The organism is Corynebacterium sp. HMSC077D03, from assembly GCF_001808545.1.
Taxonomy (GTDB): Bacteria; Actinomycetota; Actinomycetes; order Mycobacteriales; family Mycobacteriaceae; genus Corynebacterium; species Corynebacterium simulans.
Genome location: NZ_KV793686.1, coordinates 125582 through 147480 on the forward strand (window position 1 = coordinate 125582; position 21899 = coordinate 147480).

The 21899-nt window shown below is 59.7% G+C and carries 20 protein-coding genes and 1 pseudogene; 6 read left to right on the forward strand and 15 right to left on the reverse strand.

Features of this window, described 5'->3' with window-relative positions; translation table 11 throughout:
• Positions 1–24: 24 nt before the first annotated feature.
• Together HMPREF2888_RS04395 and HMPREF2888_RS04400 are read left to right on the forward strand one after the other, a co-directional pair.
• Entirely contained in the window at positions 25–657 is a 633-nt protein-coding gene (locus HMPREF2888_RS04395; protein WP_070518339.1) for a sugar O-acetyltransferase, read from the forward strand.
• Complete coding sequence (locus HMPREF2888_RS04400; protein WP_062036324.1) at positions 658–2892, forward strand: ATP-dependent RNA helicase; 2235 nt, start codon at positions 658–660, stop codon at positions 2890–2892.
• Here HMPREF2888_RS04400 and HMPREF2888_RS04405 read toward each other — a convergent pair.
• Positions 2876–3670 carry a TSUP family transporter gene (locus HMPREF2888_RS04405; RefSeq protein ID WP_083296611.1) on the reverse strand — a complete coding sequence of 265 codons (795 nt, stop codon included), beginning with the start codon at positions 3668–3670 and terminating at the stop codon, positions 2876–2878. The genes HMPREF2888_RS04400 and HMPREF2888_RS04405 overlap by 17 nt on opposite strands.
• A gap of 22 nt (positions 3671–3692) precedes the next feature.
• Between HMPREF2888_RS04405 and HMPREF2888_RS04410 the strand changes: the two genes are divergently transcribed.
• On the forward strand, positions 3693–4739 hold the full coding sequence (locus tag HMPREF2888_RS04410) for an AbrB family transcriptional regulator (protein ID WP_246815035.1): 1047 nt from the start codon (positions 3693–3695) through the stop codon (positions 4737–4739).
• 54 nt (positions 4740–4793) lie between these two features.
• Here the strand turns inward: HMPREF2888_RS04410 and HMPREF2888_RS04415 are convergent, their stop codons facing one another.
• Positions 4794–6455 (reverse strand): DUF885 domain-containing protein, encoded by a 1662-nt coding sequence (locus HMPREF2888_RS04415; protein ID WP_070518342.1) that lies wholly within the window; start codon positions 6453–6455, stop codon positions 4794–4796.
• Positions 6456–6524: 69 nt separating this feature from the next.
• Positions 6525–7094: an LOG family protein gene (locus tag HMPREF2888_RS04420; RefSeq protein WP_062039239.1), complete on the reverse strand. Its 570-nt coding sequence runs from the start codon at positions 7092–7094 to the stop codon at positions 6525–6527.
• 96 nt (positions 7095–7190) lie between these two features.
• Between HMPREF2888_RS04420 and HMPREF2888_RS04425 the strand changes: the two genes are divergently transcribed.
• Complete coding sequence (locus tag HMPREF2888_RS04425; protein ID WP_070518343.1) at positions 7191–8252, forward strand: ROK family protein; 1062 nt, start codon at positions 7191–7193, stop codon at positions 8250–8252.
• Here the strand turns inward: HMPREF2888_RS04425 and HMPREF2888_RS04430 are convergent.
• The 6 genes from HMPREF2888_RS04430 to amn form a co-directional block, all read right to left on the reverse strand.
• Positions 8249–8734, reverse strand: a complete 486-nt coding sequence (locus HMPREF2888_RS04430; RefSeq protein ID WP_070433350.1) for a ferritin — start codon at positions 8732–8734, stop codon at positions 8249–8251. The genes HMPREF2888_RS04425 and HMPREF2888_RS04430 overlap by 4 nt on opposite strands.
• Positions 8735–8982: 248 nt before the next feature.
• Positions 8983–9801, reverse strand: a complete 819-nt coding sequence (locus tag HMPREF2888_RS04435; protein WP_070433349.1) for an HtaA domain-containing protein — start codon at positions 9799–9801, stop codon at positions 8983–8985.
• Positions 9802–9904: 103 nt separating this feature from the next.
• Positions 9905–10552: a biliverdin-producing heme oxygenase gene (locus tag HMPREF2888_RS04440; protein ID WP_061919937.1), complete on the reverse strand. Its 648-nt coding sequence runs from the start codon at positions 10550–10552 to the stop codon at positions 9905–9907.
• Positions 10553–10654: 102 nt separating this feature from the next.
• Positions 10655–12055: a SulP family inorganic anion transporter gene (locus tag HMPREF2888_RS04445; protein WP_070518345.1), complete on the reverse strand. Its 1401-nt coding sequence runs from the start codon at positions 12053–12055 to the stop codon at positions 10655–10657.
• A 95-nt stretch (positions 12056–12150) separates the two neighbouring features.
• A complete protein-coding gene (locus HMPREF2888_RS04450) occupies positions 12151–12666 on the reverse strand; it encodes a phosphoribosyltransferase (RefSeq protein ID WP_061919934.1) in 516 nt (171 codons plus the stop codon).
• 43 nt (positions 12667–12709) lie between these two features.
• Complete coding sequence (amn, locus tag HMPREF2888_RS04455; RefSeq protein ID WP_070518346.1) at positions 12710–14113, reverse strand: AMP nucleosidase; 1404 nt, start codon at positions 14111–14113, stop codon at positions 12710–12712.
• Positions 14114–14432: 319 nt separating this feature from the next.
• On the opposite strand from amn, the gene HMPREF2888_RS04460 reads away from it, so the two are divergent.
• Positions 14433–15410: an esterase/lipase family protein gene (locus HMPREF2888_RS04460; RefSeq protein ID WP_083296613.1), complete on the forward strand. Its 978-nt coding sequence runs from the start codon at positions 14433–14435 to the stop codon at positions 15408–15410.
• Here the strand turns inward: HMPREF2888_RS04460 and HMPREF2888_RS04465 are convergent.
• The 5 genes from HMPREF2888_RS04465 to HMPREF2888_RS04485 are packed head-to-tail and all read right to left on the reverse strand — an operon-like array spanning position 15407 to position 20423.
• Entirely contained in the window at positions 15407–15655 is a 249-nt protein-coding gene (locus tag HMPREF2888_RS04465; RefSeq protein ID WP_070455706.1) for a hypothetical protein, read from the reverse strand. The genes HMPREF2888_RS04460 and HMPREF2888_RS04465 overlap by 4 nt on opposite strands.
• A gap of 44 nt (positions 15656–15699) precedes the next feature.
• Complete coding sequence (locus tag HMPREF2888_RS04470; protein ID WP_070518347.1) at positions 15700–16509, reverse strand: heme ABC transporter ATP-binding protein; 810 nt, start codon at positions 16507–16509, stop codon at positions 15700–15702.
• Positions 16506–17570, reverse strand: coding sequence for a FecCD family ABC transporter permease (locus HMPREF2888_RS04475; protein WP_061919926.1), 1065 nt, complete (start codon positions 17568–17570; stop codon positions 16506–16508). The genes HMPREF2888_RS04470 and HMPREF2888_RS04475 overlap by 4 nt, the downstream gene beginning before the upstream one ends.
• Positions 17554–18606 carry a heme/hemin ABC transporter substrate-binding protein gene (locus tag HMPREF2888_RS04480; RefSeq protein ID WP_070433344.1) on the reverse strand — a complete coding sequence of 351 codons (1053 nt, stop codon included), beginning with the start codon at positions 18604–18606 and terminating at the stop codon, positions 17554–17556. The genes HMPREF2888_RS04475 and HMPREF2888_RS04480 overlap by 17 nt, the downstream gene beginning before the upstream one ends.
• A gap of 29 nt (positions 18607–18635) precedes the next feature.
• Positions 18636–20423 (reverse strand): HtaA domain-containing protein, encoded by a 1788-nt coding sequence (locus HMPREF2888_RS04485; RefSeq protein ID WP_070455709.1) that lies wholly within the window; start codon positions 20421–20423, stop codon positions 18636–18638.
• Positions 20424–20514: 91 nt separating this feature from the next.
• On the opposite strand from HMPREF2888_RS04485, the gene HMPREF2888_RS12715 reads away from it, so the two are divergent.
• Positions 20515–21066, forward strand: a complete 552-nt coding sequence (locus HMPREF2888_RS12715; RefSeq protein ID WP_141740995.1) for a hypothetical protein — start codon at positions 20515–20517, stop codon at positions 21064–21066.
• On the opposite strand, the pseudogene HMPREF2888_RS04490 reads toward HMPREF2888_RS12715, so the two are convergent.
• A pseudogene (locus HMPREF2888_RS04490) lies at positions 20966–21888 on the reverse strand (Sir2 family NAD-dependent protein deacetylase). The gene HMPREF2888_RS12715 and the pseudogene HMPREF2888_RS04490 overlap by 101 nt on opposite strands.
• Positions 21889–21899: the final 11 nt, after the last annotated feature.

Sequence of the window (21899 nt, forward strand, 5' to 3'; positions counted from 1 at the left end):
TTCACGCGACTAGACTAAATCCCCATGAACCTCGAGCAATTCGGCACCTGGGAAAAAATGTCCGGCGGGCACTGGCACCTGCCGGGGCAGACGGAACAAGTACGCGCGGAGCACGCCCGTACTTTCCGCTTGATCAAGCAGTTCAACGAGTTAGGTAGCACCGATCAAGACAAAGCACGGGAAATTCTGCGGGAGCTGCTTCCGGAGGAATCCCATGTGCCGGGCTGGTTCGGGCCGGCCAACGTGGAGTTCGGTTGCAACCTCATCATAGGTGAGCATGTCTTCATCAATTTTAATGCCACCATCTTGGCCCAGGCCAAGGTCACGCTGGGGGATCGCGTGATGATTGGGCCCAATTGCTCCTTTATCACCGTGAGCCATCCGGTCAATGACCACGAGATGCGCGAGGGAGGTTGGGAGATTGCCAAACCGATCACCGTGGGCCGCAACACCTGGTTCGGAGCCAACGTCACCGTCATGCCCGGTGTCACCATTGGCGAGGATTGCGTCATTGGTGCGGGCACGCTCGTCACCCGCGATATCCCGAATAAGTCGCTGGTACTGGGCACTCCCGGCCGCGTGGTGCGCAAGCTCAATGGAGACAACCTCGAGCGCGAAGATCTCGAAGGCCCAGTGGAAGGCTTCGGGCTGACGTAGATGTTCGATCTCGCACGCATCGGCGCGGGCCTGCCCGTTGCCGAAACCATCGATAGCCTGCCCAAGACCGGAAACATAGTGGTGCAGGCCCCGCCTGGCACCGGCAAGACCACGCTAGTTCCGCCGGCCTTGGCAAACATGGATGGCAAAGTCATCGTCACTGCCCCACGCCGCGTCGCAGTCCGCGCGGCAGCCAACCGCCTCCAAGCGCTGTCCGGCCAGCAGATCGGCTACGCGGTGCGCGGTGATTCCCGCAAAGGTCAGGACGTAGAGTTCGTCACCCCGGGCGTGCTGCTGCGCCGCCTCCTTAAAGATCCCGAGCTCACCGGCGTTGCCGCAGTAGCCATCGACGAGGTTCACGAACGCCAGCTCGACACGGACTTGGTCCTTGGCATGTGTCTCGAATTGGCGCAGCTGCGCGACGATTTCCGCGTCGTCGCCATGTCCGCGACCGTTGATGCGCAGCGTTTCTCGCAGCTTATGGACGCCCCGGTTCATGTCACCGAGGCGGTCACTCATCCCCTCGATATTCACTATCGCCCAGCGCCTGGACGTGCTTCCGGCGACCGCGATTTTTATGCTCACGTAGCCCGCCAAGCCATGGGGCATACAGGTTCCACACTGGTCTTTGTCCCCGGCGTGCGCGAGGTGGAGCTGGTCTGCAAGATGCTGCCGGAGGCCTATCCGCTCCACGGTAGGCAGAGCACGGCTGAGCAGGATGCTGCGTTGTACACGGATGCCGATCGCATCGTTGTCGCGACATCCATCGCGGAATCCTCCCTGACGGTGCCCGGCGTGCGCACCGTGGTCGACGCTGGTCTCTCGCGCACCCCGCGCCGCGACGCCCAGCGCGGAATGTCCGGTCTGGTTACCGTATCCACCTCCAAGTCGAGCGCGGATCAGCGCGCCGGACGTGCAGGCCGTGAGGCCCCGGGTACCGTCATCCGCTGCTATTCCCAAGAGGATTACCAGCACTTTGCCCCGCACATCACCCCGGAGATCTTGAGCGCCGACCTCACTCAAGCCGCGCTATTCCTGGATTGCTGGGGCGCCGGTCCGGATTTCCCGTTGCTGGATCAGCCACCTGCACGCGCGCTTGCCGACGCCCACCGTACCCTCACCGCGATTGGCGCCACCCCGGAGCTCGCGACCATGCCTACCGACCCACGCCTCGGGGCTGCACTTTTGAAATACGGCTCCCAAGCTGCCCCAGCCGTGGCGGCGCTGAGCGATTCCCCGCGCGGGGATATCACCCGCATCGCTCCGGCCAAACGCGAGGTCCAGCGCCTCGCGCGCCTCGTGCCGGATAAGGGCAGCGTCGATCCCAGCCGCGTTGTGGCCGCCGCATTCCCCGATCAGGTGGCAAAGAGAATGGGCGATGACTACCTTCTGGCCAGCGGTACCCGCGCCCGATTATTAGAGGACAATGGTGCCGCATGGCTGGCCGTAGCGGAAGTGTCTCTTTCTAACGCTGGCAACGCCATCATCCGCGCCTTTACCCGCATCGACGAAGAGGCAGCGCTTGCAGCCATCGGCACCACTGAAGAAGTAACTGCGACCTTAAAGGATGGGAAAATCCGCGGGCGCAAAGTAACCCGCGCCGGCGCGATCGAGCTAAGTTCTACCCCCATCAAGGTCACCGGTGCCGCCGCCGAAGAAGCCCTTGCTGCCGGCATCCGCGAGCAGGGCCTAGGTCTTTTCTCTTTCAGCGAGAAAGCCCAGATCCTGCGCGATCGCCTTCGTCACCTCTACCGCAACTACGGCGCGCCTTGGCCAGACGTGGAGCAGGCGGATCCTGCCGAGTGGCTCGGCCCCGAGCTGCACCAGATTGCAGAAGGCACGCCTGCCTCCGCTATCGACGTCTACCCTGCTCTACAGCGACTTCTGCCCTGGCCGGAGGCAAGCAAGCTCGACGAACTCGCACCTGAGCGCCTACCCGTTCCTTCCGGCAGGGATGCAAAGATCGACTGGAGTGGCGAGCGTCCCGTGGTCTCCATCAAGCTGCAAGAGTGCTTTGGCTTGGCCGAATCCCCCGTATATTGCGGCCACCGCGTGCAATTCCACCTGCTCTCGCCTGCCGGCCGGCCGCTTGCCGTCACCGATGATCTGGCCAGCTTCTGGGCCGGGCCCTACCAGGGCGTGCGCGCCGATATGCGCGGGCGCTACCCCAAGCACCCGTGGCCCGAGGACCCGTGGACCGCACCTGCCACCGCCAAGACTAAGAAGCGGATGTAGGCCCCCACTGCTGGATGCCCAGGTAGATGCTCATCACCACCACGAGGGTAAGCAGAGCATAACGAATCAGCTTGGTGCCGCCGCCTAGGACCGTGCGGGCACCGAGCTGCGCGCCAATGACGTTAGCCACGGCCAAGACTAGGGCCAGCGCCCAAATGACGTGCCCTCCCAAGATGAACACGCAGAGCGCGCCGACGTTCGTGCAGGTGTTGACCACCTTCGCCATCGCCGCTGACTTGAGGAAGTTCTGGGAGAAGATGCCCGTAAACGCCATGATGAGAAACATGCCGGTGCCGGGGCCAAAGATGCCGTCATAGAAAGCGATGCAGGCCACCGCTGCCAACGCAGCCCACGTGCGCCATCCGCCACGGATGCCTTCGCTTTCATTCGTGCCAAAGCTGGGGCGAAAGGCCACGAAGGCACCGGCGCAGACCATCAACACGATAATCAGCGGGCGCATCACGTCCTTATCAATCATCGCCGCAGCGCCCGCGCCGATGCCGGAGCACACCAGCGCTACCAGGCTTAAGCGGACAAGCTCCCCCGCCGGTGGCCGAACCTTGCGCACCATCGTCACTGCAGCCGAGGCCGTGCCCGAGACTGCCGCAACTTTATTCGTGGCCAGCGCCGTCGCCGGCGCCAGTTGCGGTGCCACCGCCATGATGAGCGGAATTAATACGAGTCCCCCGCCGCCAATGACGGCATCGATCCATCCCGCTACCGCAGCTCCTGACGTCAAAATTGCCCAACCGCTAAATCCCAGGTCCAACAACTCCATGCGTGTTATTAAACTCGACGCTATGTCTGTTCGTGCACAGTGGGCCATCATTGCGCCAGGGTCTGTGGCCCTCGGCGCGCTTTTTACTTACCTGCACGTGCCCGCCGCCTGGATCCTGGCAGCCATCGTGGTCTCCGGCGCGATGGCGCTTATCACCGGGCAAGAACTCACCGTCAACAAGCACTTCTACGCCGTGGCCCGCGGCTTCATCGGCATCATGGCGGCCATCCCCCTCACGCTGGTACCGGCCTCGCTACTTCTTGGCTTTCTTCCCGCCGCCATCACGATGTCCCTCATCACCGTCGTCGTCGGCATGGCAGGCGGAATGTTGCTGCACCGCTCGCAGCCCAAAGAGATCTCCTGGGAGACCGGCATTTTATCCATGCTGCCCGGCGGCGCCTCCCTTATGCCGGCGCTTGCCAGCGAGCTCGGCGCCGACTACCGCTATGTGGCGCTGACCCAATACCTCCGCCTGCTCGCGGTTTCGGTCTCCCTGCCTTTTATGGTCAGCTTCATGACCACTGAATCCGGTGGCACGGATGCATCCGTCCACGTCGATAGCGCCTGGTGGGTCATTGCGCTGACCGTAGCTATTGCGATCCTCGGCGAGCGCCTAGGCAAGCTCGCGCACCTGCCCGCCTCAGCCGTCTTGGGCCCGCTCATCCTCACCGTCATCGTCGCGCAATTCCTGCCCGCCGGGCACACACTGGAGCCGCACTCCATCTTCAAGATCATGGCATTCATGTCCATCGGTTGGGTCTGCGGCGGCGGGCTGTCCATCCCCGCGCTGCGTTCCTTTGCCAAGCAGCTCCCGGCCACAATCGCCTTCATCATTATCGTCATCGGCGTCTGCGCGCTTACCGCCTGGCCGCTGACGGCCTGGCTGGATATCTCCTATTTCGAGGCCTACCTCGCCACCTCGCCCGGCGCTCTCGAGACAGTTCTTGCGCTATCTTCCGAAGGCGGCGCGGGACCTGCAGTGGTCGCGGTGCAGATCGTCCGCCTCATCATCGTGCTCGTTATCGCAGGCTATTTGCCCCAAATTTTGCGCCTTATAACCAAAAAGTAAGTGACCATCAAGCGCTCCGCTGCTATCAAATGGCTAAGACTGAAAACTCAGGCTTTAGTTCAAGATGGTCTGCCGCAGAATCGACATAGGAACAGATCCTAGCGCCAAGGCCTCGGAGTGGAAGTCCCGTACGCTCATTCCCTGCTCCACGGCCTCCTGCCTGGTCTGCTGCCATAGGCGCTCGCCCAAGGCATAGGAAGGCGCCTGCCCCGGCCAGCCCAGGTAGCGGTTGACCTCAAAGTTGAGGTTCGCGTCATCCATCGCGGTGTTTTCGCGCATGAAGGTCTTCACGTGGGCCTTATCCCACTTGCCAGAGTTGCTGCAGTCCGGCAGCTTCTTGCCCAAGTGCAATCCGATGTCCACCACAACGCGGGCGGCGCGGAAACGCTGGGCGTCGAGAAGCCCCATGCGGAATCCCGGATCCTCCATATAACCCAGCTCCGCCATGAGCGCCTCAGCGTAAAGCGCCCAGCCTTCGCCGTGGCCCGAGTTCCAGGTCACCGCACGGCGCCACAGGTTGAGATCATCTTGGACCAGCGCAGAACCCAGCTGCAGATGATGGCCCGGCACGCCCTCGTGGTGAACCGTGGTCAGCTCTTGCCAGGTGTGGAAACGCTCCTGGCCAGCCGGAACTGACCACCACATGCGGCCGGGACGCGAGAAATCATCTGAAGGCGGGGTATAAAAGATGCCGCCTGTACCGGCAGGATCGATGCAGCATTCGATATCGCGGATCTGCTCCGGAATGTCGAACTCGGTGCCATCCAAATCCTTGATGACTTTCTCCGCCGTGCCCTGCATCCATTCCACGAGCGCATCGGTGCCCTCCAGCACGTAGCGCTCCTCTTGGTTGAGGTTGCGCATCGCGGCCTTCACGGTGCACTCAGAGCCATACAACTCGTGCGCGATCTTTTCTTGCTCAGCGCGGATTTCTTGGACACGCTCCAGGCCCCACTCGTAGGCCTCATCAAGATCGACGGTATCGCCGACGAAAAGCTTGGAAAACCGCTCATAGCGGTCGCGGCCCACCGCATCCTCGGTGGAAGCCTGCGGCTGTAGTTCATTGGAGAGCCAATCAGCGAACTGCCCAAAAGCGCTCTTTGCCGCCTCGACCTCAGTACCCTCGACGCCAAGGCCCTCCAGCATGGAACCGGCGTCGGCAAGCCGCTCACACTGGACGAAGACTTCGTTGATCTGGCGATGCGGCGGAATCAGGCCATGTGCCGCCGACTCCTGCAAGGAATCCTTGTATCCGCTTAGTGCGCCACCGACCTTGGACAGGCGCGAGCGAATGGCATCAAGCTGCTCAGGGGTATCCTGCGGCATCAGCAGCAAAGTATCGCGAATGGTCTGCACCGGGGAGGCGATGTTGTTGAGGTTGCGCATATCCTCGCCGTGGTGGTGCAAGTCCAGCTCCAGGCAAAGGCGATCGCGCAAGACGGCTGCGGTCACATAATCCACATCGTCGAAGTCATCTTCGTCATCGGACTCGTCAGTGGTGTCATCCAGAGCATCGACGTCAGCGACCATGTCACGGGTGCGGTCAGCAATAGCCGCGTAGTACTCCGGCGAGAAATCCTGCAGCTCGCCTTCGAATCCCGGGATGCCCCACGCCGTTGCTTCGGTAGGGCTTAGCTCCGCAAGATCGTGCACAAAGTTATCGCAGGCCGCGTCCAAGAGGGAAGGATGGCGGCTCTGGTTTGGCTCTGAACTCATGAGGGTGAAGTCTATCCTTTACCTGGAGCCTAGGGCCAACCTAGGCGCCAAACGTTGTCAGCTTGTTAGCTACTTGTTATCCCACTTCATCCCGGGATTAGTCCAACCCGCAAAGGCATCCAGAACCTGCGCTGGCGTTGGCTCAAGCACGATCGCATCCACAAAGCGGCGCTGCACGAAGCCCGCCTCTGACATGCCCGCGTACATGTCCACGAAAGGACGCCAGAATCCGGCGACGTCCACCAAGCCAACGGGGCCGTCGACGTGGCCTAGTTGCTGCATGGTCAGCACCTCCGCGAGCTCTTCGAGGGTGCCCACGCCGCCCGGCAGACACACGTAGCCATCTGCCAAGTCCTCCATGCGGGTCTTGCGCTGCGCCATGGTCTCCACCACTTCAAGTGAGGTCAGGCCAGGATGTGAAAGCTCTAAGTCCACCAGCTGCTCGGGAATCACGCCGGTAACCGTTCCACCTCCTGCCAGACATGCATCCGCTACCACGCCCATGAGCCCCACGTTACCGCCGCCGTAGACCAAGTTGATTCCACGATCTGCCAGCTGCCCGCCCAGCTGACGGGCTGCTTCGATATATGCTTCCGAGTTACCGGTGGCCGAGCCGCAATAAACCGCAATTGAATCCATGGACACCACACTATAGAAAGAAGTCCTTAGACAATGTTGTCTAATCTTGCGAATACCTGCTAGACAATACGGTCTAGAAAATCTATACTTCTAATTATGCTCAAACCTGGCCCCGTGTTCACTCGCCCGCGCACCCCAGCGGCTAAGTGCCTTCACCTCGTGCGTTTAAGCCCCATCATCACGCGCATTGAGCTCGTCGAGACAACAGGACTTTCCCAGCCCACCATCACCCGCGCCACCGCAGCACTGCTCCAAGCGGGCCTCATCCAGGAAAGAAACGATCTCACCCGTTCCCGCGGCCGCGGGCGCCCCACGGTTCCGCTCGAAGTTGCCGAAAACGACTGGATCCTGGCCGGAATCGCCGTGGGTACCTCGCAGACCCACATCGGCTTCTACGACACGCTCGGGCGCACCATCCGCGAAGATGACGTACCTACCCCCGTCGCGCAGCTGAGCGAGGAGGACTTCATCGAGCACATCATGGCCGGCGTTCATCGTCTAAGCGCAGGCCTCGACCGCAAACTGGTCTCCGTGGGCATTACCACCTCCGGCACTGTCGACGCCGCGGGCCGCGTCACCGCCGCAAACCTGGGCTGGGTCGACGTCGACATCGCAGAGCGCCTGCGCTATCAGTTCAGCGTGCCCGTTGTGGTTTCCTCCGCCGTGCCCGCAATCTTGGGCTCCGAAACCCAAGCCGCGGAACTTGGAAATACCGATCCGGTTCTAGTGCTTTTTGCGGATGACTCGATCGGCGCCGCGCTTTCCACTGGCGACGAAGTCTCCCAGATCATCCCCCTGCCTTCCATCGCAGAGGTGCCCCACCCAGAGGAAACCTTAACTACCGCCGCCGTGCAGAAAAAGCTAGACAACGTCGATACCTCCGCGCACCGCGAAATCCTCGATGAACGCGCTCGCCATCTAGGCCTTGTCGCGGCACAACTCATCAAGGAACATGAGCCCACCACCGTTGTGCTCGCCGGTGGAGCATTCCTTGATGACCCTGCTGCGCCGAAACGTTTCGCGGCAGTCGTACGAGAAAAAGCCGGAAAGTCCGCCCAGCTACGTCTCATCCCCTCGCATCAGGAGATCGTGGGGGCGATTACCCGCGCAATTGCGCTCGATCCCCTGCTGCGCGTGCCGCTCGAGCTAAAGGCTTAGCCGCGGGAGGAAAGCTCTGCGTCGATGCGCAGGAGGCCAGAGCCATCGTTGCCCACGAGCTTGATCTGGTCGACGATCTCGCTGACGGTGGACTCCTCCTCGATCTGCTCCTCCAGGAACCAGTTGATCATGGAGCGGGAATCCAGATCGCCGGCCGCATCAGCGGTGCGCGCGATCTCGCGAATCTGCTCAGAGACCTTCTGCTCGTGCGCGAAAGCCGCCTCGAAAGCATCCAGCGGGGTAGCTGCCTTGATGGAAGGAACTGAGATGTCAGAAAGCTCAACGCGGTAGCCGCGGTCCAGCAGGTGCTGCGCGAACTTCTGCGCGTGCGCGCGCTCCTCTTCTGCCTGCGCGTAGAACCAGTCGCGCATACCTGGGAAGGAGAGGTTATCCATCTCGTATGCCAGCTGGGTGTAAATAAGAGCAGCGCCGTGCTCGTTGTTGACCTGATTGTTCAGGAGGGTTTGCAGCTTCTCGTCCATGTCAGGAACCTTTCTCTAAGACACCCCGGAAAGTACAATTGCCTATCAAACCGGGGCGATTCATTAAGTGCAACACCAACAATACAGATTTATTTCCGTCGCGCTAGGAAGGTTTGCTTTAGCAAACATGCCGGTCAAGGCAACTTTTTGGGTTGGATCTCCTAACTTTGCTCAGGATATCCACCACTGCATTCCCCCTTAGGACAACCGCGACACAACCAAGCCACGCTTGACGACGCCGCCCTTGCCTAGAACAGCTTCGGCAGTTTCAGGCCCGGAATCGCACCAGAGAAGGCAGCACCGACTGCAGCCAGAATCGCAACAATCGCGGCTACAATGCCGCCGATTGCACCCGCGGAAGAACCCGCGTCAGGCTTTGGATCTGGTTTCGACTCTGGCTTCGGCTCTGGCTTCACTTCTGGCTCAGCAGCCGCCTTGCCATAGGTGACAGTGAGGTCAGTGTTTCCGTCCTCTAGCGGTCCTGGCTTGTAGGTGCCCAGCATCACGTCGCTGCCAACCTGGGTGATGGACGTCTGTGCACCTTTGGTGGTGTAGGTCTTCTCTGCTGCCGGAACAATTGCCTCGCTCAACTTAAAAGTGGAGATTTTTGCGTCATCCAGGTTGGTCTCAAGTGCCTCCTTGCTGCTTGGCCCCTTGGTGCCGGTGGCCTTCACGTCCGCCGTGATGGTGGCATCAGTGCCGGAAACCACTACCTTGATGTCGCTGAACGTCATATCGAGACCAAAGCTGCCATTTGGGCCCAGGCCCGGGTGCGCTTGGAAGTGCAGCGAGCCATTAGTGTCGATGGTTCCGTTACCCTTTGCGTCAACCTTGGATGCGGAAGCATTCACTGGAAGCTTGAAAGTTTTGCCAGCGAGGACGGCACCATCAGTGGCCTCAATCTTACCTTTCGCAAAAGGCTTTTGTACGTAGGAAATGAAGGACTCCTTGATGGGCCAGTTGAGCTCACCGGAAGCGAGGGCAGGAATTTGGGCAGCGGTAGCAGTAGGTACCGCGAGAGCACCGGCCACGAGAGTGGTGGCGGTGAGTACAGAGATTGGCTTCATTTAGTTCTCCGAATCAGAAAGAGTGTAGATGAGAGTATGCAAACTGAGCTTTGCTATACCTAACAGAGGTTAGGCAAGGCTAAGCTTAAAGTCAAGACCTGTTTTAGTGTCGCCGATCTAACTCAGCAAAGATGCCCGAATTAAACGCAAAGGCCGCCTGGGCCTCAGAGATAAGCGCCGCCCGCTCTGCTTCTGCCAATCGCATCTCATCAATACGCTGTCGGTAACCATTGCGGTAAGGAGGAATCTTCCCGATCGCGGTGAAGTCGTAGAAGTTAAGCGCATCCGGATCAATCCCATACAGTGCACCCAACCGCGCCGCAATAACCTGGCCGCCGGAAATGTCACCGAGGTAGCGCACATAGTGATGCGCCACAACCTCAACTGCATGCTCAGGTGTAGCCAACTGCTCAAGGCGGGCCACATAAGCCGCGGTAGCCGGCAAGATGCGAACCTTATCACGCCAATCCCCTCCCAGCTGCTGAGTCAGATCGACCTCGAGAGCATCGCGGCGCTCCAAACGCGGATCGGCCACAGCGCCCGCGGTGGCCGTTTCCGCCACAGCACGCACTGTTCGCTCCAATGTCTCATACACAAACCACAGCTGACCGGTCAGATCGGCGACAGCTTTGGCATCTAGCTCTCCCGCCATGAGCCGCTGCATAAAGCTCGATCCCTCCGCCGCCTCGTGGGCACGCGCAGTCTCCTCGCGCAAAGCCAGCGATAACGGTCGATCCAGCGCAATGGTCATAAATTCTCCTTAGAAAAGTAATGCTTACCTAACTTACCGAAACCAACTTAAAGTTAGGGTTACCTAAAAATCAATATTTAAGGAGAAAATCAACCAAAAGAACTACCTGTCTAACTTGCCGCTCAGACGCTCCAAGCGCTGCAAGCTCGCACCATCCAAGCCCCGGAATTCCACCTCGACCCCGCGGTCGGCATACTTTTCCTGCACCGAATCCAGCGTCGCCACCGTGGAGGCATCCCAAATTTCGGCGCCATTTAGGTCAATAACCACGTGCTCTTCCGGCAACGTGTAGTCGAAGGCATAAACCAGATCGTTCGAGGAAGCGAAGAAAAGCTGCCCACGCACAAAGTAGGTGTTTCCTTCCAAGTCCACCGACACGAAATGCGCCACGCGGCGAGCAAAAGCCACCGACGCCGCCAGCACGCCGGCGACCACACCCACTGCCAAGTTGTGGGTAAGCAAGGTGCCCACCACGGTTACCAGCATGACCACTGTTTCCGAAAGCGGCATAAGCCGCAGCGTGCGCGGGTTAATCGAATGCCAATCCACGGTCGTACCAGCGACAATAATCATCACCGCTACCAACGCCGCCATAGGAATGCGGCCGACGGTCTCCCCCAAGACCACGACGAGGATGAGCAGGAAGACGCCGACGAGGACCGTCGACAAGCGCGTGCGTGCCTGCGCGCCCTTCACATTGATCATGGTCTGGCCAATCATCGCGCACACACCCATTCCACCAATCAGTGCGGACAAGATGTTTCCCACGCCTTGGCCTAAGGACTCGCGCGTCTTATCGGAGTGCGTGTCCGTAATGTCGTCGACGAGCTTCGCCGTCAGCAGCGATTCCATCAGTCCCACCAGAGCCACGCCAACCACGTAAGGAGCGATGAGCTCGAGCGTCTCCAGATTCAGCGGCACGTTCGGAATAAACAATCCCGGCAGGCTCGTAGGCAGCTCACCTTGGTCGGCCACGTCCGGGACCTTCCACCCGAAAGCAATAGCCAACACCGTGACCACCAGGATGGTCACCAAAGGCGCAGGGATCACCGTGGTCAGCCGCGGCAGCACCAGCATGATCACCAGCCCCATTGCCACCAGCACGTATACCATCCACGGCACATGCTTAAGATGCGGCAGCTGCGCGGTAAACATCATGATGCCCAAAGCGTTGACGAATCCGGTCATCACCGAGCGCGGGATGAAACGCATAAGCTTGGCGACGCCCAGCATCGCCAAGATGATCTGCAAGATGCCGGCCAGCATGATGGTGGCCACCACATAGTCAAGGCCGTGACTGTGCGACAACGGCGCAATAACCAAGGCCACCGCGCCCGCCGCCGCAGAAACCATCGCGGGGCGTCCGCCGGTGAACGCGATGGAGATTGCCATGATCACCGAGGCAAACAAACCCACGCGCGGATCGAGCCCCGCCAAGATGGAAAAACTGAGAACCTCAGGAATCAGCGCCAGCGCTACCGCGAGGCCGCCGAAGACCTCCATACGAAAGCGCGCTGGCGAAGAAAATGCATATTTAAAACTGCCGAGAACAGAAGTAGGTGCGGGTTGTTGAGACACCGCACATACTCTAGCGGCCCCTAGGCCCCTTCCCTAAAAGAACCGTCAACAGTGATAACAGGCAGAACCGACCACGCAAAATTGATCCAGGCATCTGTCTTCTTCCACGAGAAATCCGGCTCAAAGATGGTCGTGGGCTTGGTGTAAATAACGGCTGACTTCACCTCAGCGGCCGTTTCCGCCAGCAGGTTGACCACGAGATCGAGGGTCTTTCCAGAATCGGCCACGTCATCGACCACCAGAACCTTCTTGCCCTGCAAGGATTCGATATCCAGCTGCGGGTTAAGCAGAACTGGCTCGGGCAAGGTCGCACCGATGTCGGTGTAGAACTCCACGTTGATTGCGCCCATTTCTTTGACGCCGATTGCATAGCCGATGGCGCCTGCTGGGATGAGGCCGCCGCGGGCCACGCCCACGATGAGATCAGGGAACCACCCAGAATCAATGACTTGTTGGGAGAGCGCTCGACTTGCCTCGCCGAATGTTTCCCACGTGAGGTTCTCGCGTTCTGAGTTAAACCATTCTGGGACGCTCATGCGGCTTACCTGCTCCTTCGACCGACGAATCTTTTCGTATAGTCTATCGGAAAGGAACCTCGCCCAAAGTTCTTCTGAGCTTTCTTGTGTGCAAACGGGAGGGATTTCCTGCTAGCTGCTCCACTGCGCGCACCGCGCACATCACGTGCGCTTCCTTAGAGTTCGAGTAAAAGGCCTGCGCTTGTGCAGGCAGCTTGGGGACGGCATGCAAAGGCAAATCGGAGACGGACAGGAGCGTGCCATAAGGAACGCGGTAGCGGTAACCGTTTCCCGCCAGCGTGCAGGACTCCATATCCACCGCCACAGCGGTGGAGTGCTGTAGCCACTCCCACAGGTCGCGGGAGGTGCGCCATTCCCAGTTGCGGTCGTCGGTCGAGAGCACCGTGCCGGTACGCATCAAAGGATTATCGTCACCGTAGACCTCCCGCACGGAGGCCTCCAGCATGCGCTGCACTTCAGGTATAGCGGGAATCGGATTCCCCGCGCCCACCTTGCGGTCGAGAATGTGGTCCTCGCGCTGATAGGCATTACCCAGGATGAGGTCGCCGATACGCATGCGGCCGTCCAGTCCAGCGCAGTGCCCGATCATGATCCACGCCTCGGGGCGCAGGACAGCAAGGCAGTCCGTGATTGTCTTGGCGTTGGATGGGCCAACGCCAATGTTGATCATCGTGATTCCGTCCCCGCTGGCCGTGATGAGGTCAAAACGTGGCATCTGATAGCGGGAGGTTAGGGTGAGCTCGCCGACGTCGAGAAGCACGGCGTCATTCGAGTGGATCGTCTCCCCAGTAGGCAACACCAGCGCCGTGTAGCGGGAATCCTCTTTGGTGAGCTCGCGCAGGCCGAACTTCACAAACTCCGTGGTGTGCATGGCGTAGTTGGTGAACAGGATGTACTTCTGCACCGTGTCGACCTCGATGCCGGTGTAGTGCTCGATGCGCGCGCACGCGATGTCAAAGCGCTGCGGGCCAAAGTGGAAAAGCGGCTTTTCCTTGCCGTGGAAGGCCTTCCACTCTCCGTCGATGATGGCATCGTTGACCTCGTCCAGAGTGGGGCGCGGTATCTCACCGCGGTTCTCGGGCACTGGACCGGCGTCACGGATGTACTCCGGTGGGATGAGCTCATTCGACTGGCCTACGTAAATGTCACAGGGATAGTTCTCTGTCAGCCTTGATAGCTGCTCCGTGAGGTAATCACGCAGGAGCTGAGGTTTGGAAATGACGGCAGAAAAGCGGCCAGCCTGGTCCACGTATCCAAAGGGTTCGGAACGGTCGATGGGCTGCCATTCGCGCACGTGCACAGTGATTTTGGGATAGACCACGTGCCTATAACGATCGAAATCCCCCGTCGCGAGGGATTTACGCGCGACGGAGCACGAGCTGTCATAGAGCTCGATGAGACGGCATACTGCCTCTTCAACAAAGTGGGCATGCTGCAGGTCAGTCATGCCAGCGAGTGTAATTCGGGTACACCATTTCGGCAGCTTCAACGGTGCCGGGAAACCGTCGAGGGACCGCTAGACTGCCCCAAGGCTATTGAATTAACGAGGGCCCGCCAGCTGCGCACTGGCGGGCCCTCTCCCCATGACTAATCTTCGGCACCTGGTAAAGAAGTGGAGCGCATCTTCCCAAGTAACCGCCCGTGATTAGGCAAGCCTTAGTTTATAAAACTTTTGGATGATGGTCAAGCGTTTTCCAAAATTTTTAAACTGCTTCATAAAACTGCCCATGACGTGCATAAATGGATCAAGGGTACAATTTTGACACATGGCACCAGATCCGATCGTTGAATTGCGAAACTCAATCTCCGCGCAACTCGGGAGGTTTTGGCGCCCCAGTGAAGACTCACCGCGCTATGGAATCGCAACCCCTGCAACCGCAATCGCGTTGCGCGAGGACGTCTCCCAAGAAATCGCCTCGCGCCTCCACGCACGCCCCGACTCCACGCCCGGAGAAAAGATCCTAGAAGCGGACACCGCAGCCACCCTCCCCCTCGGCGCACGCATCAAACCCCGCGGCATCTTCGAGGACGATTGGTCCGCCCGCCCAACGCCGGAGCGGCCCTGGCCAGTAATCCTCATTCACGGCACCTGCGACACTAAAGGCATCTGGCAGCTGCTCGGCACCCAACTCCGCGAGGACGGATGGGCAGTTTTTGCCCCTGACTACGGCAACCGAGCAACCCAGCCCATCCCTGAGTCTTCTCAACAACTGGGCTCCTACATTGATGCAGTCCTCAACGTTACCGGCGTAGAAAAAGCTATCCTCGTCGGTCACTCTCAGGGTGGGCTGTTAGCCCGTTACTGGATGCGCATCGATGGCGGCGCCGAAAAGGTCCGCCATCTCATCTGCCTAAGCTCCCCCAACCACGGCACGACGCAGGGCGGAATCGTCAGCCGACTTGTGCGCAGCGGACGCCAAGAAGCGGTGATGCGCTCCATCATTGATGGTTGGTTCGGACCAGCCGGCATGCAGCAAATCGTCGGAAGTAAGATCCTCCTCGATACAAACGTCGACGGCGACCTCGAGCCCGGCGTGACCTACACGTGCATCGCCACGAAGAACGACGCCGTGGTGGTTCCTCCCGAGACGTGCTTCCTAGACGGCAGCAAGGTCAAGGACGGCACCGTGCGCAACATCTACGTTCAGGACTTCGACAAACGCGCCGTCGTCATGCACGAGGACATGCCACTGGACAAGCGTGTGCACGCCATCGTACGCACGCTCCTTAAGCTCATTAACTAGATGCTCGGCAGCGCTGGCATTGCGGGAAGTAGCCCCGATTTCATGATCGCATGACCGATGATGGCAAACATTCCACCGAGCGCGGTCAAACCCAAGATGTAATTCCATGCTTCAGCGAAGCTGGAGGTCTGTTGCGGTGCTGGTTCCGCACAGGTTTGGGTGGGGTCGCATGTTTGCTCGGCGCTCGCCTGCGGTGCCAAGAGAAGGGAGCTGGAGAGCGTAACAACAAGGGCTAGTTTTCGCATGATTTTTCCTTAGACAAAGTGTTGAGATTTGAGTATTGATCGATTTAAATGTTGGACAATTTGTATGTGGAGATAAGTGAGTCGATGCCCGTGGGCGGACAGCGCTGCGGCAACACGCACAGCCGGCCATCGATCTCAGCTACCGTGATGTCCCATCCATAAACCTCGGACAAGGCCGCATCGGCGTAGACCTCCGGCACGGTTCCGTGGGCCACCACCTTCCCGTCCGCCATGCACACGATGTGATCGCAATACGCGGCAGCAGCGTTGAGGTCATGCAGCACCACAAGGACTGCAATTCCGCCTTGCTTAGCCAGTGCTTGGGCCAAGGAAAGTACCTGCTCCTGATGGTGGATATCCAGGGCAGCGGTGGGTTCATCGAGCAAGATAACCGGGGTTTGCTGCGCGAGCACACGGGCCAAAGCAACCCGTGCCCGCTCACCGCCCGACAGCGTAACGACGTCACGGCCGGCCAGATGCGCGACGTCGGCAGCAGCTAAGGCCGCGGCGACGATCTCTTCATCCTCAGCCTCAGATGAAGTGCCCGCCCACGGACTTCGGCCCATCGCAACCACGTCGCGCACTAAGAACTCGAAGGACACTCCAACATCCTGCAGCATCACTGCCCGCAGACGGGCCAGTTCGTTTGGGGAAAGCCCCGTGGGGTCAAGCCCAGCCAGCTGTACGCTTCCGGAGTATTCAAGGTCTCCCGCGACCGCGGCCAATACCGTCGATTTGCCGGCGCCATTCGGCCCGATGAGACCCGTAACCTCGCCAGGTTGCGCGTCGAAAGAAACGGCGTCGACAAGCTTGCGGTGCCCAATTTCAACAGTAAGTCCCCGCACCGAAATCATGAGTGCATCCCCTTTCGCATCATCCGCCGCAACAACACAAAGAAACAGGGGCCACCCACTAGCGCGGTGAAGATTCCGATGGGCAAGTCCGCAAAGGGAATCAGCGTACGTGCAGCAACGTCGGCAAACCCGATGAGTACCGCGCCAGCAAGAGCCGAGGCTGGTAACAAGATTTTGTTCGCAGGCCCCACGATGGTGCGCAACAGGTGCGGCACGATGAGTCCCACGAAACCGATGAGGCCAGCAAAGGACACTGCGCCCGCGGTCAGCACCGCAGAAGCAACGATCGCGGCGATACGCAACCTTTGGACGTTGATGCCGATATGCCCCGCCGCGCGTTCGCCCAAGGCTAAGGCGTCGAGCTGCTCACCCAAGCGGAAAGCCACGAACGCTCCTAATGCAGCCACTGGCAGCACCACCCAGACGTGCTTCCACTGCGCGCCGTTGAGGGATCCCATTTGCCAGAAAATGATCTGCTCCCGGTTGGCGGTGGGCGCCAGATAAACCATGAAGGAGATGACCGCATTGCACACTGCGTTAATAGCGATGCCGGTCAGGATCAGGTTGACAACGGCCACGCGTCCGCCATGGCGAGCGAGTTGATAGATCAACGCGGTAACGGCAAGTGCCGTGAGAAAAGCTGCGGCAGGCACGATGAAGGTGCCCAGCAAGGAGACGTTGAAGACGATGACCACGGCAGCGCCCACGCCAGCGCCGGAGGTCACGCCGATGATGGAGGGCTCTGCCAAGGGGTTGGCAAAGACGGCCTGCATCAAGGTGCCAGCCACGCCAAGCGACGCCCCGACCAAAAAGCCCAGTGCGATTCGTGGAAGGCGAATCTCCCACACCACATTGGCGGACAAGGCCTCTTGGTGCGGACCGCCGGCAAGGATTGGAAACAGATCCTGCACAGGCACGTAGTACTGGCCCAACACGATGGAGACCAGCGCAGCGGCACACAGCAGCACCGCCAGGACGATGAAGACCCACGTTCTTTTGCGCTGGCGCTTCTCAAAAACGTCAGGCTGTGCGTTCAGCGTTGTATTAAGCGTCTGGAGCATAAACTGCCTTCGCCAATTTGATGAGCGTCTGCCCCGTCATCGGCCCGAAAGCCAAGGATTGCCCATCCGGGATGGTGACGATTCTCTGCTTCTTTCCGGCAGTGGTCTGTGCGACACCTGGGCGCTGCATGAGGCCGTCGATTCCGCCGGTCGACTCCAAGCCGTTGGTCATCATGATGATCACCTCGGGGTCGATCTTGGCCAAGGCCTCGGCGTTTGCTGGTTCGGCGTAGGACAGATGGTTTTCGGTTCCGAGATCCACGCCACCGACTCCCTCGATGAGGTCGCGGGCGCCCGTGCCCTCTCCCATGATGAAGAAGACACCACCGTTGCCACGCGCGTAGAGGAATGCCATGCGCATGGGCTCGTCTGGCACCAGCTCGGCGATGGCGGCCTTCGCCTCATCGATTTCCTTAATTGACCTCTCCCCCAGCTCCTTTGCTTCTTCGGGCAGGCCGACGACCCCGCCAAGCTTCGCAATGTCCTCGCCAACCGAATCGATGGTGCGCTGCGGTTCCATGACCACAGTGGTCACGCCAGCGGCGCGAATCTGATCGATTGCGTCGCGCGGCCCGATGGAGTGATCGACAATCACCAGCGTGGGCTCGAGCGAGAGAACAGCCTCAACATTGATATTGTGTCCGCCTTCGGTAACCACCGGCAGATCCTGTAGGTTGGGTTCGGTTGAGGAAACAGTGCGACCGACGATGTTGTCCGCTAGGCCTAAGCCAGTCAGCGATTTGGTGTAGGTGCCATAGATGTCGAGAGCCAAGATGCGCGAGACGTCATTGACGGTCACATCGTTGCCGTCAGCGTCCGTGAGTTCTACTGGCAGCTGCGGTTCCACGGAATCCGCCACTGGTTCGATGTCTTTGAAGTCGCTGACGTTACTTAGTCCGGTAAAGGAACGAGGGTCGCTCACGCTATCTGCTGCGGGCAGTTCACTCGTTAGGTCCTCATACCCGCCTTGGACGCCACACGCGCCGAGAGTCAGCGCGCACACCAGCGTCAGAAAAATAGAGGAGAACTTTTTCATGTTTTAGGTCTTTTCTCTTTTTAAGCTGGTTAAGCCGGGTTCTGCATGACCAAGCGGCTAGTAGAGCCGCCCGCGATCACGAGTCCGGCGATGAGCAGCAGCAGGTAGGTGCGGGAGTCGCCCCACTCAAAGCCCTTGTCCTGCGCTGCGGCAGACTTGATCTTGAAGTTGCCAGATCCGTCCTGGTAGCCCTGCGACTCGCCGCCTGTCAGCGATGCTGCGTCTGCGTTCTTGCCTGCCGCGCCAGCACCAGTAGATCCGGATTTAGATCCGCCGGAGGTGCCCGCGGCGCCAGAGCCACCGCCTGTGACGGCAGCGCAATCTGCGCTGCCTCCTAGGTCTGCACTGATGGAGAGCGGATCCAGCTGTGTGCCTGGCTCATAGAAACCAGCAAAAGCCTCGGAGCCGGTCTCGCTCAGGGCCACGCTCGCCTCACCTTGTAGGGAGTTTTCTCCCACGTCGAGGGAGCTGAAGCTGAGATCACCGATTACGGTTCGGCCAAAGTCCTTCTTTTCGCCTTCCATGTTGGAAGAGCTGACGTCACCAATCAGCTGCCCGGAGTTGCCGTTGAAGGTGACCGCGAGATTGGAGATATTAAGATCGAGTTTGCCGTGGTGACCGCTAAAGTGCATCGAGCCGGAGTACTGAATGCTGCCTGCGTTCCCGTTTACAGCGCCGGAGTTGCCGTTAAAGGTGAAGCGCTCATTTTCGTAACCCACTGCGTTAAGGTCCCAGCGGCCCTGCGCAATCGAGCCAGTGATGTAGGACTGGAAGGACTTCTTTACACCCCATGCAGCGCTAGCTTGGGTAACGCCAGTGGCCTCGCACTTCTCGTCCCCGTTGCCAGCGCTTCCTGCAGCCGCAGCTCCTGCAGCCTGCGTTCCCGTTTCGGCCTTGGTTCCTGCGGACTGGCTTCCGTTTCCGGAAGCTGTAGACGCACCCGTACTCTTGGTGTCACCACCTTTTTGCGCTGCGCTGTGCGATGCCCCGTTGGAGCCGCCTGCCGCAGTACCACCGGAATTACCAGCGGAATCGCCATAAAAGGACTTGAGCTGGCTCAAGAATTTCTCGGTGTTACCCATGAACGTGGTGATGCCATTCATGGTGTCGTTAGTCTCGGACAGGATTGCCATGGCCTCTTTGTTGAAGCCGGTAAATTTACCAGTGATCGACGTTGGGACATCGCCGGTGCCTTTGCCTGCCGCGCAACTACCATCAAGGCCCACGGTTCCCGAGGAAGGATCCAAGGCTTCGCCGGGCTCGTAGAAGCCGGTGAAGAGGCGATTTCCGCCCTGCGTCAAAGTGGTGGAGCCGGTGAGGTTGACCGAGCCGCTCTCGGGTTTGACCGGATTCTGCAGGTCAATAATCGCAATGACTTCATTGTCACCCCGGATTTCCTGGCCTCGGGCCATGGCGGATCTATCGAGCTCGTAAGAGACGTAGTCCACCGAGATCTCTGCGCGGTTTCCCGAGGCGTGGACTTGGAAGTCGGACAAGTTCATGTCAAGGACGCCGTTGTGCCCCTTGAAACTGAGGTTTCCGTTGAAGGGGATCACCACCGAGTCCCCTTCCACACTGGCCTTTGTCGGCGTGAAGGTAAACGCACCCTGACCGCGTTCATCACCTGTGAAACCAATGCCATTTGCGCCCCACGAACCATGTGCAATGTTGCCTTTGATGTAGTTGCGGAATGATTGCTTAATTCCCCAGTTCCAGGTGCAGTTTTCTGCCGCATGGGCTGTTTGGGGTGTCAGCGCAGCGGCCGGACCTGCAACCAAGAACGCGGAGGCAAGGCATGCAAGAAGGGTTCTTTTCATGAGAGTGAGTCACCTTAACGAAGAGATTTAGATAGGCTAGGCTTACTTAATGCATGTTATACTTACCTAACTTAAAAGGCAGGCGTCAACCGTGTACCCCTCTTTGACCACAGAAAACACCCCCTCCGTGGACGCTTTCCGCAACATTTACCCCGATGTAGATCCAGCAGTCGGCCTACCGCTCACGGTAGGCGAACGCATCGCCATCGCCGTGGCCGTAGCCACTCTCGTATTCGGCGGAGCAACCGGGAACCTCATCGTTGGGGCCGCTGGGCTCGCATTTGTCCTTTTCTGCGCCGTGGCTCAAACGCACAAACCGCAGCGCCGCATCCGCGCGGAAGCACGCGGGCGCTTCCCCAACCTCAATTGGTATGAAAACACCACCGTGGCATCCGGCTACGTCATCCCCTCCCTGTGGTTGTTGATCATCGCGGGCACGCTGGCGGCGTGGTGGTTCACGCCGGTCAAGTACTTACTTCACGTAGGTGTACTCAGTGCACTCGTTGCGGCACTCATCATTTGGTTTATGCCGGGACTGAACCCTATATGGACAGCTCGTCGAGCAGCTCGTCAAAAGCCGGACCAACCTGCGTCCGCCACAGCGTATCCACACGATTATCCCCACGCCCCGGACCACCGTTAATCACGGATACCCGCTTACCCGCTTTCTTGGCGTCGAGCACAAAACGGAAACCGCTCATCACGGCCAGCGAGGAGCCCACCACCAGCAGGGAGCGCGATCCAGCCAGAATCTCATAGGCCGCATCCTTCTTCGCGGCCGGAACCGGTTCCCCAAAGTAGACCACGTCCGGCTTGAGGAGCAGTGAGCCGCACACAACGCAGGGCGGCATCACAAACTCATCGACGGCCTCCTGCGAAAGCGCCACGTCACCGTCCGGGTTGACCTGGTCCTCGCTGACCCCCCAGCGCGCTAAAAAGCCCGGGTTGAGGGTCTCCGCGCGGACGTCGAAAAGCTCGCGCTCTTCCACGTTCCCGCAGTTCAGGCAAACCACGTGCTTCATGTCACCGTGCAAGGCAACGACATTTTTCTGCCCCGCCTCCTTGTGGAGGCCATCGACGTTCTGCGTGACAAGCCCACTGAGCAGCCCGGCGCGCTCGAGCTCCACCAAGGCGTAGTGCGTGCGATTCGGGCGCGCAGCATCCATCACGCGCCAGCCCACAAAGGCACGCGCCCAGTAGCGGTGCGAGGCCGCGGGATCGTACCGAAACTCCTGGTAAGTCATGGGTCGATGCCCGCTCAACGAACCTTTCGGGCCGCGATAATCCGGCACGCCCGACTCCGTGGACACCCCCGCCCCCGTGAGCACCATGACGCCACCTGCACGCAGTTGCTTGGCGACGTCGCTAAGCGCAAGCCCTGGCTCGTCGGTTCCGCGGTCTCCGTGACGACGCGCTCAATAGAACGCAACGCGGGCTTGTGGGCTAATTCAACGGCGGGATCCATGCCTCCAATTT

What these genes read in the sequence shown, in the direction of transcription:
- HMPREF2888_RS04395 (WP_070518339.1), top strand. Translation starts at nt 25, where the DNA reads ATGAACCTCGAGCAATTCGGCACCTGGGAAAAAATGTCCGGCGGGCAC.
- HMPREF2888_RS04400 (WP_062036324.1), top strand. Translation starts at nt 658, where the DNA reads ATGTTCGATCTCGCACGCATCGGCGCGGGCCTGCCCGTTGCCGAAACC.
- HMPREF2888_RS04405 (WP_083296611.1), bottom strand. Translation starts at nt 3,670, where the DNA reads ATGGAGTTGTTGGACCTGGGATTTAGCGGTTGGGCAATTTTGACGTCA.
- HMPREF2888_RS04410 (WP_246815035.1), top strand. Translation starts at nt 3,693, where the DNA reads ATGTCTGTTCGTGCACAGTGGGCCATCATTGCGCCAGGGTCTGTGGCC.
- HMPREF2888_RS04415 (WP_070518342.1), bottom strand. Translation starts at nt 6,455, where the DNA reads ATGAGTTCAGAGCCAAACCAGAGCCGCCATCCTTCCCTCTTGGACGCG.
- HMPREF2888_RS04420 (WP_062039239.1), bottom strand. Translation starts at nt 7,094, where the DNA reads ATGGATTCAATTGCGGTTTATTGCGGCTCGGCCACCGGTAACTCGGAA.
- HMPREF2888_RS04425 (WP_070518343.1), top strand. Translation starts at nt 7,191, where the DNA reads ATGCTCAAACCTGGCCCCGTGTTCACTCGCCCGCGCACCCCAGCGGCT.
- HMPREF2888_RS04430 (WP_070433350.1), bottom strand. Translation starts at nt 8,734, where the DNA reads ATGGACGAGAAGCTGCAAACCCTCCTGAACAATCAGGTCAACAACGAG.
- HMPREF2888_RS04435 (WP_070433349.1), bottom strand. Translation starts at nt 9,801, where the DNA reads ATGAAGCCAATCTCTGTACTCACCGCCACCACTCTCGTGGCCGGTGCT.
- HMPREF2888_RS04440 (WP_061919937.1), bottom strand. Translation starts at nt 10,552, where the DNA reads ATGACCATTGCGCTGGATCGACCGTTATCGCTGGCTTTGCGCGAGGAG.
- HMPREF2888_RS04445 (WP_070518345.1), bottom strand. Translation starts at nt 12,055, where the DNA reads ATGGAGGTCTTCGGCGGCCTCGCGGTAGCGCTGGCGCTGATTCCTGAG.
- HMPREF2888_RS04450 (WP_061919934.1), bottom strand. Translation starts at nt 12,666, where the DNA reads ATGAGCGTCCCAGAATGGTTTAACTCAGAACGCGAGAACCTCACGTGG.
- amn (WP_070518346.1), bottom strand. Translation starts at nt 14,113, where the DNA reads ATGACTGACCTGCAGCATGCCCACTTTGTTGAAGAGGCAGTATGCCGT.
- HMPREF2888_RS04460 (WP_083296613.1), top strand. Translation starts at nt 14,433, where the DNA reads ATGGCACCAGATCCGATCGTTGAATTGCGAAACTCAATCTCCGCGCAA.
- HMPREF2888_RS04465 (WP_070455706.1), bottom strand. Translation starts at nt 15,655, where the DNA reads ATGCGAAAACTAGCCCTTGTTGTTACGCTCTCCAGCTCCCTTCTCTTG.
- HMPREF2888_RS04470 (WP_070518347.1), bottom strand. Translation starts at nt 16,509, where the DNA reads ATGATTTCGGTGCGGGGACTTACTGTTGAAATTGGGCACCGCAAGCTT.
- HMPREF2888_RS04475 (WP_061919926.1), bottom strand. Translation starts at nt 17,570, where the DNA reads ATGCTCCAGACGCTTAATACAACGCTGAACGCACAGCCTGACGTTTTT.
- HMPREF2888_RS04480 (WP_070433344.1), bottom strand. Translation starts at nt 18,606, where the DNA reads ATGAAAAAGTTCTCCTCTATTTTTCTGACGCTGGTGTGCGCGCTGACT.
- HMPREF2888_RS04485 (WP_070455709.1), bottom strand. Translation starts at nt 20,423, where the DNA reads ATGAAAAGAACCCTTCTTGCATGCCTTGCCTCCGCGTTCTTGGTTGCA.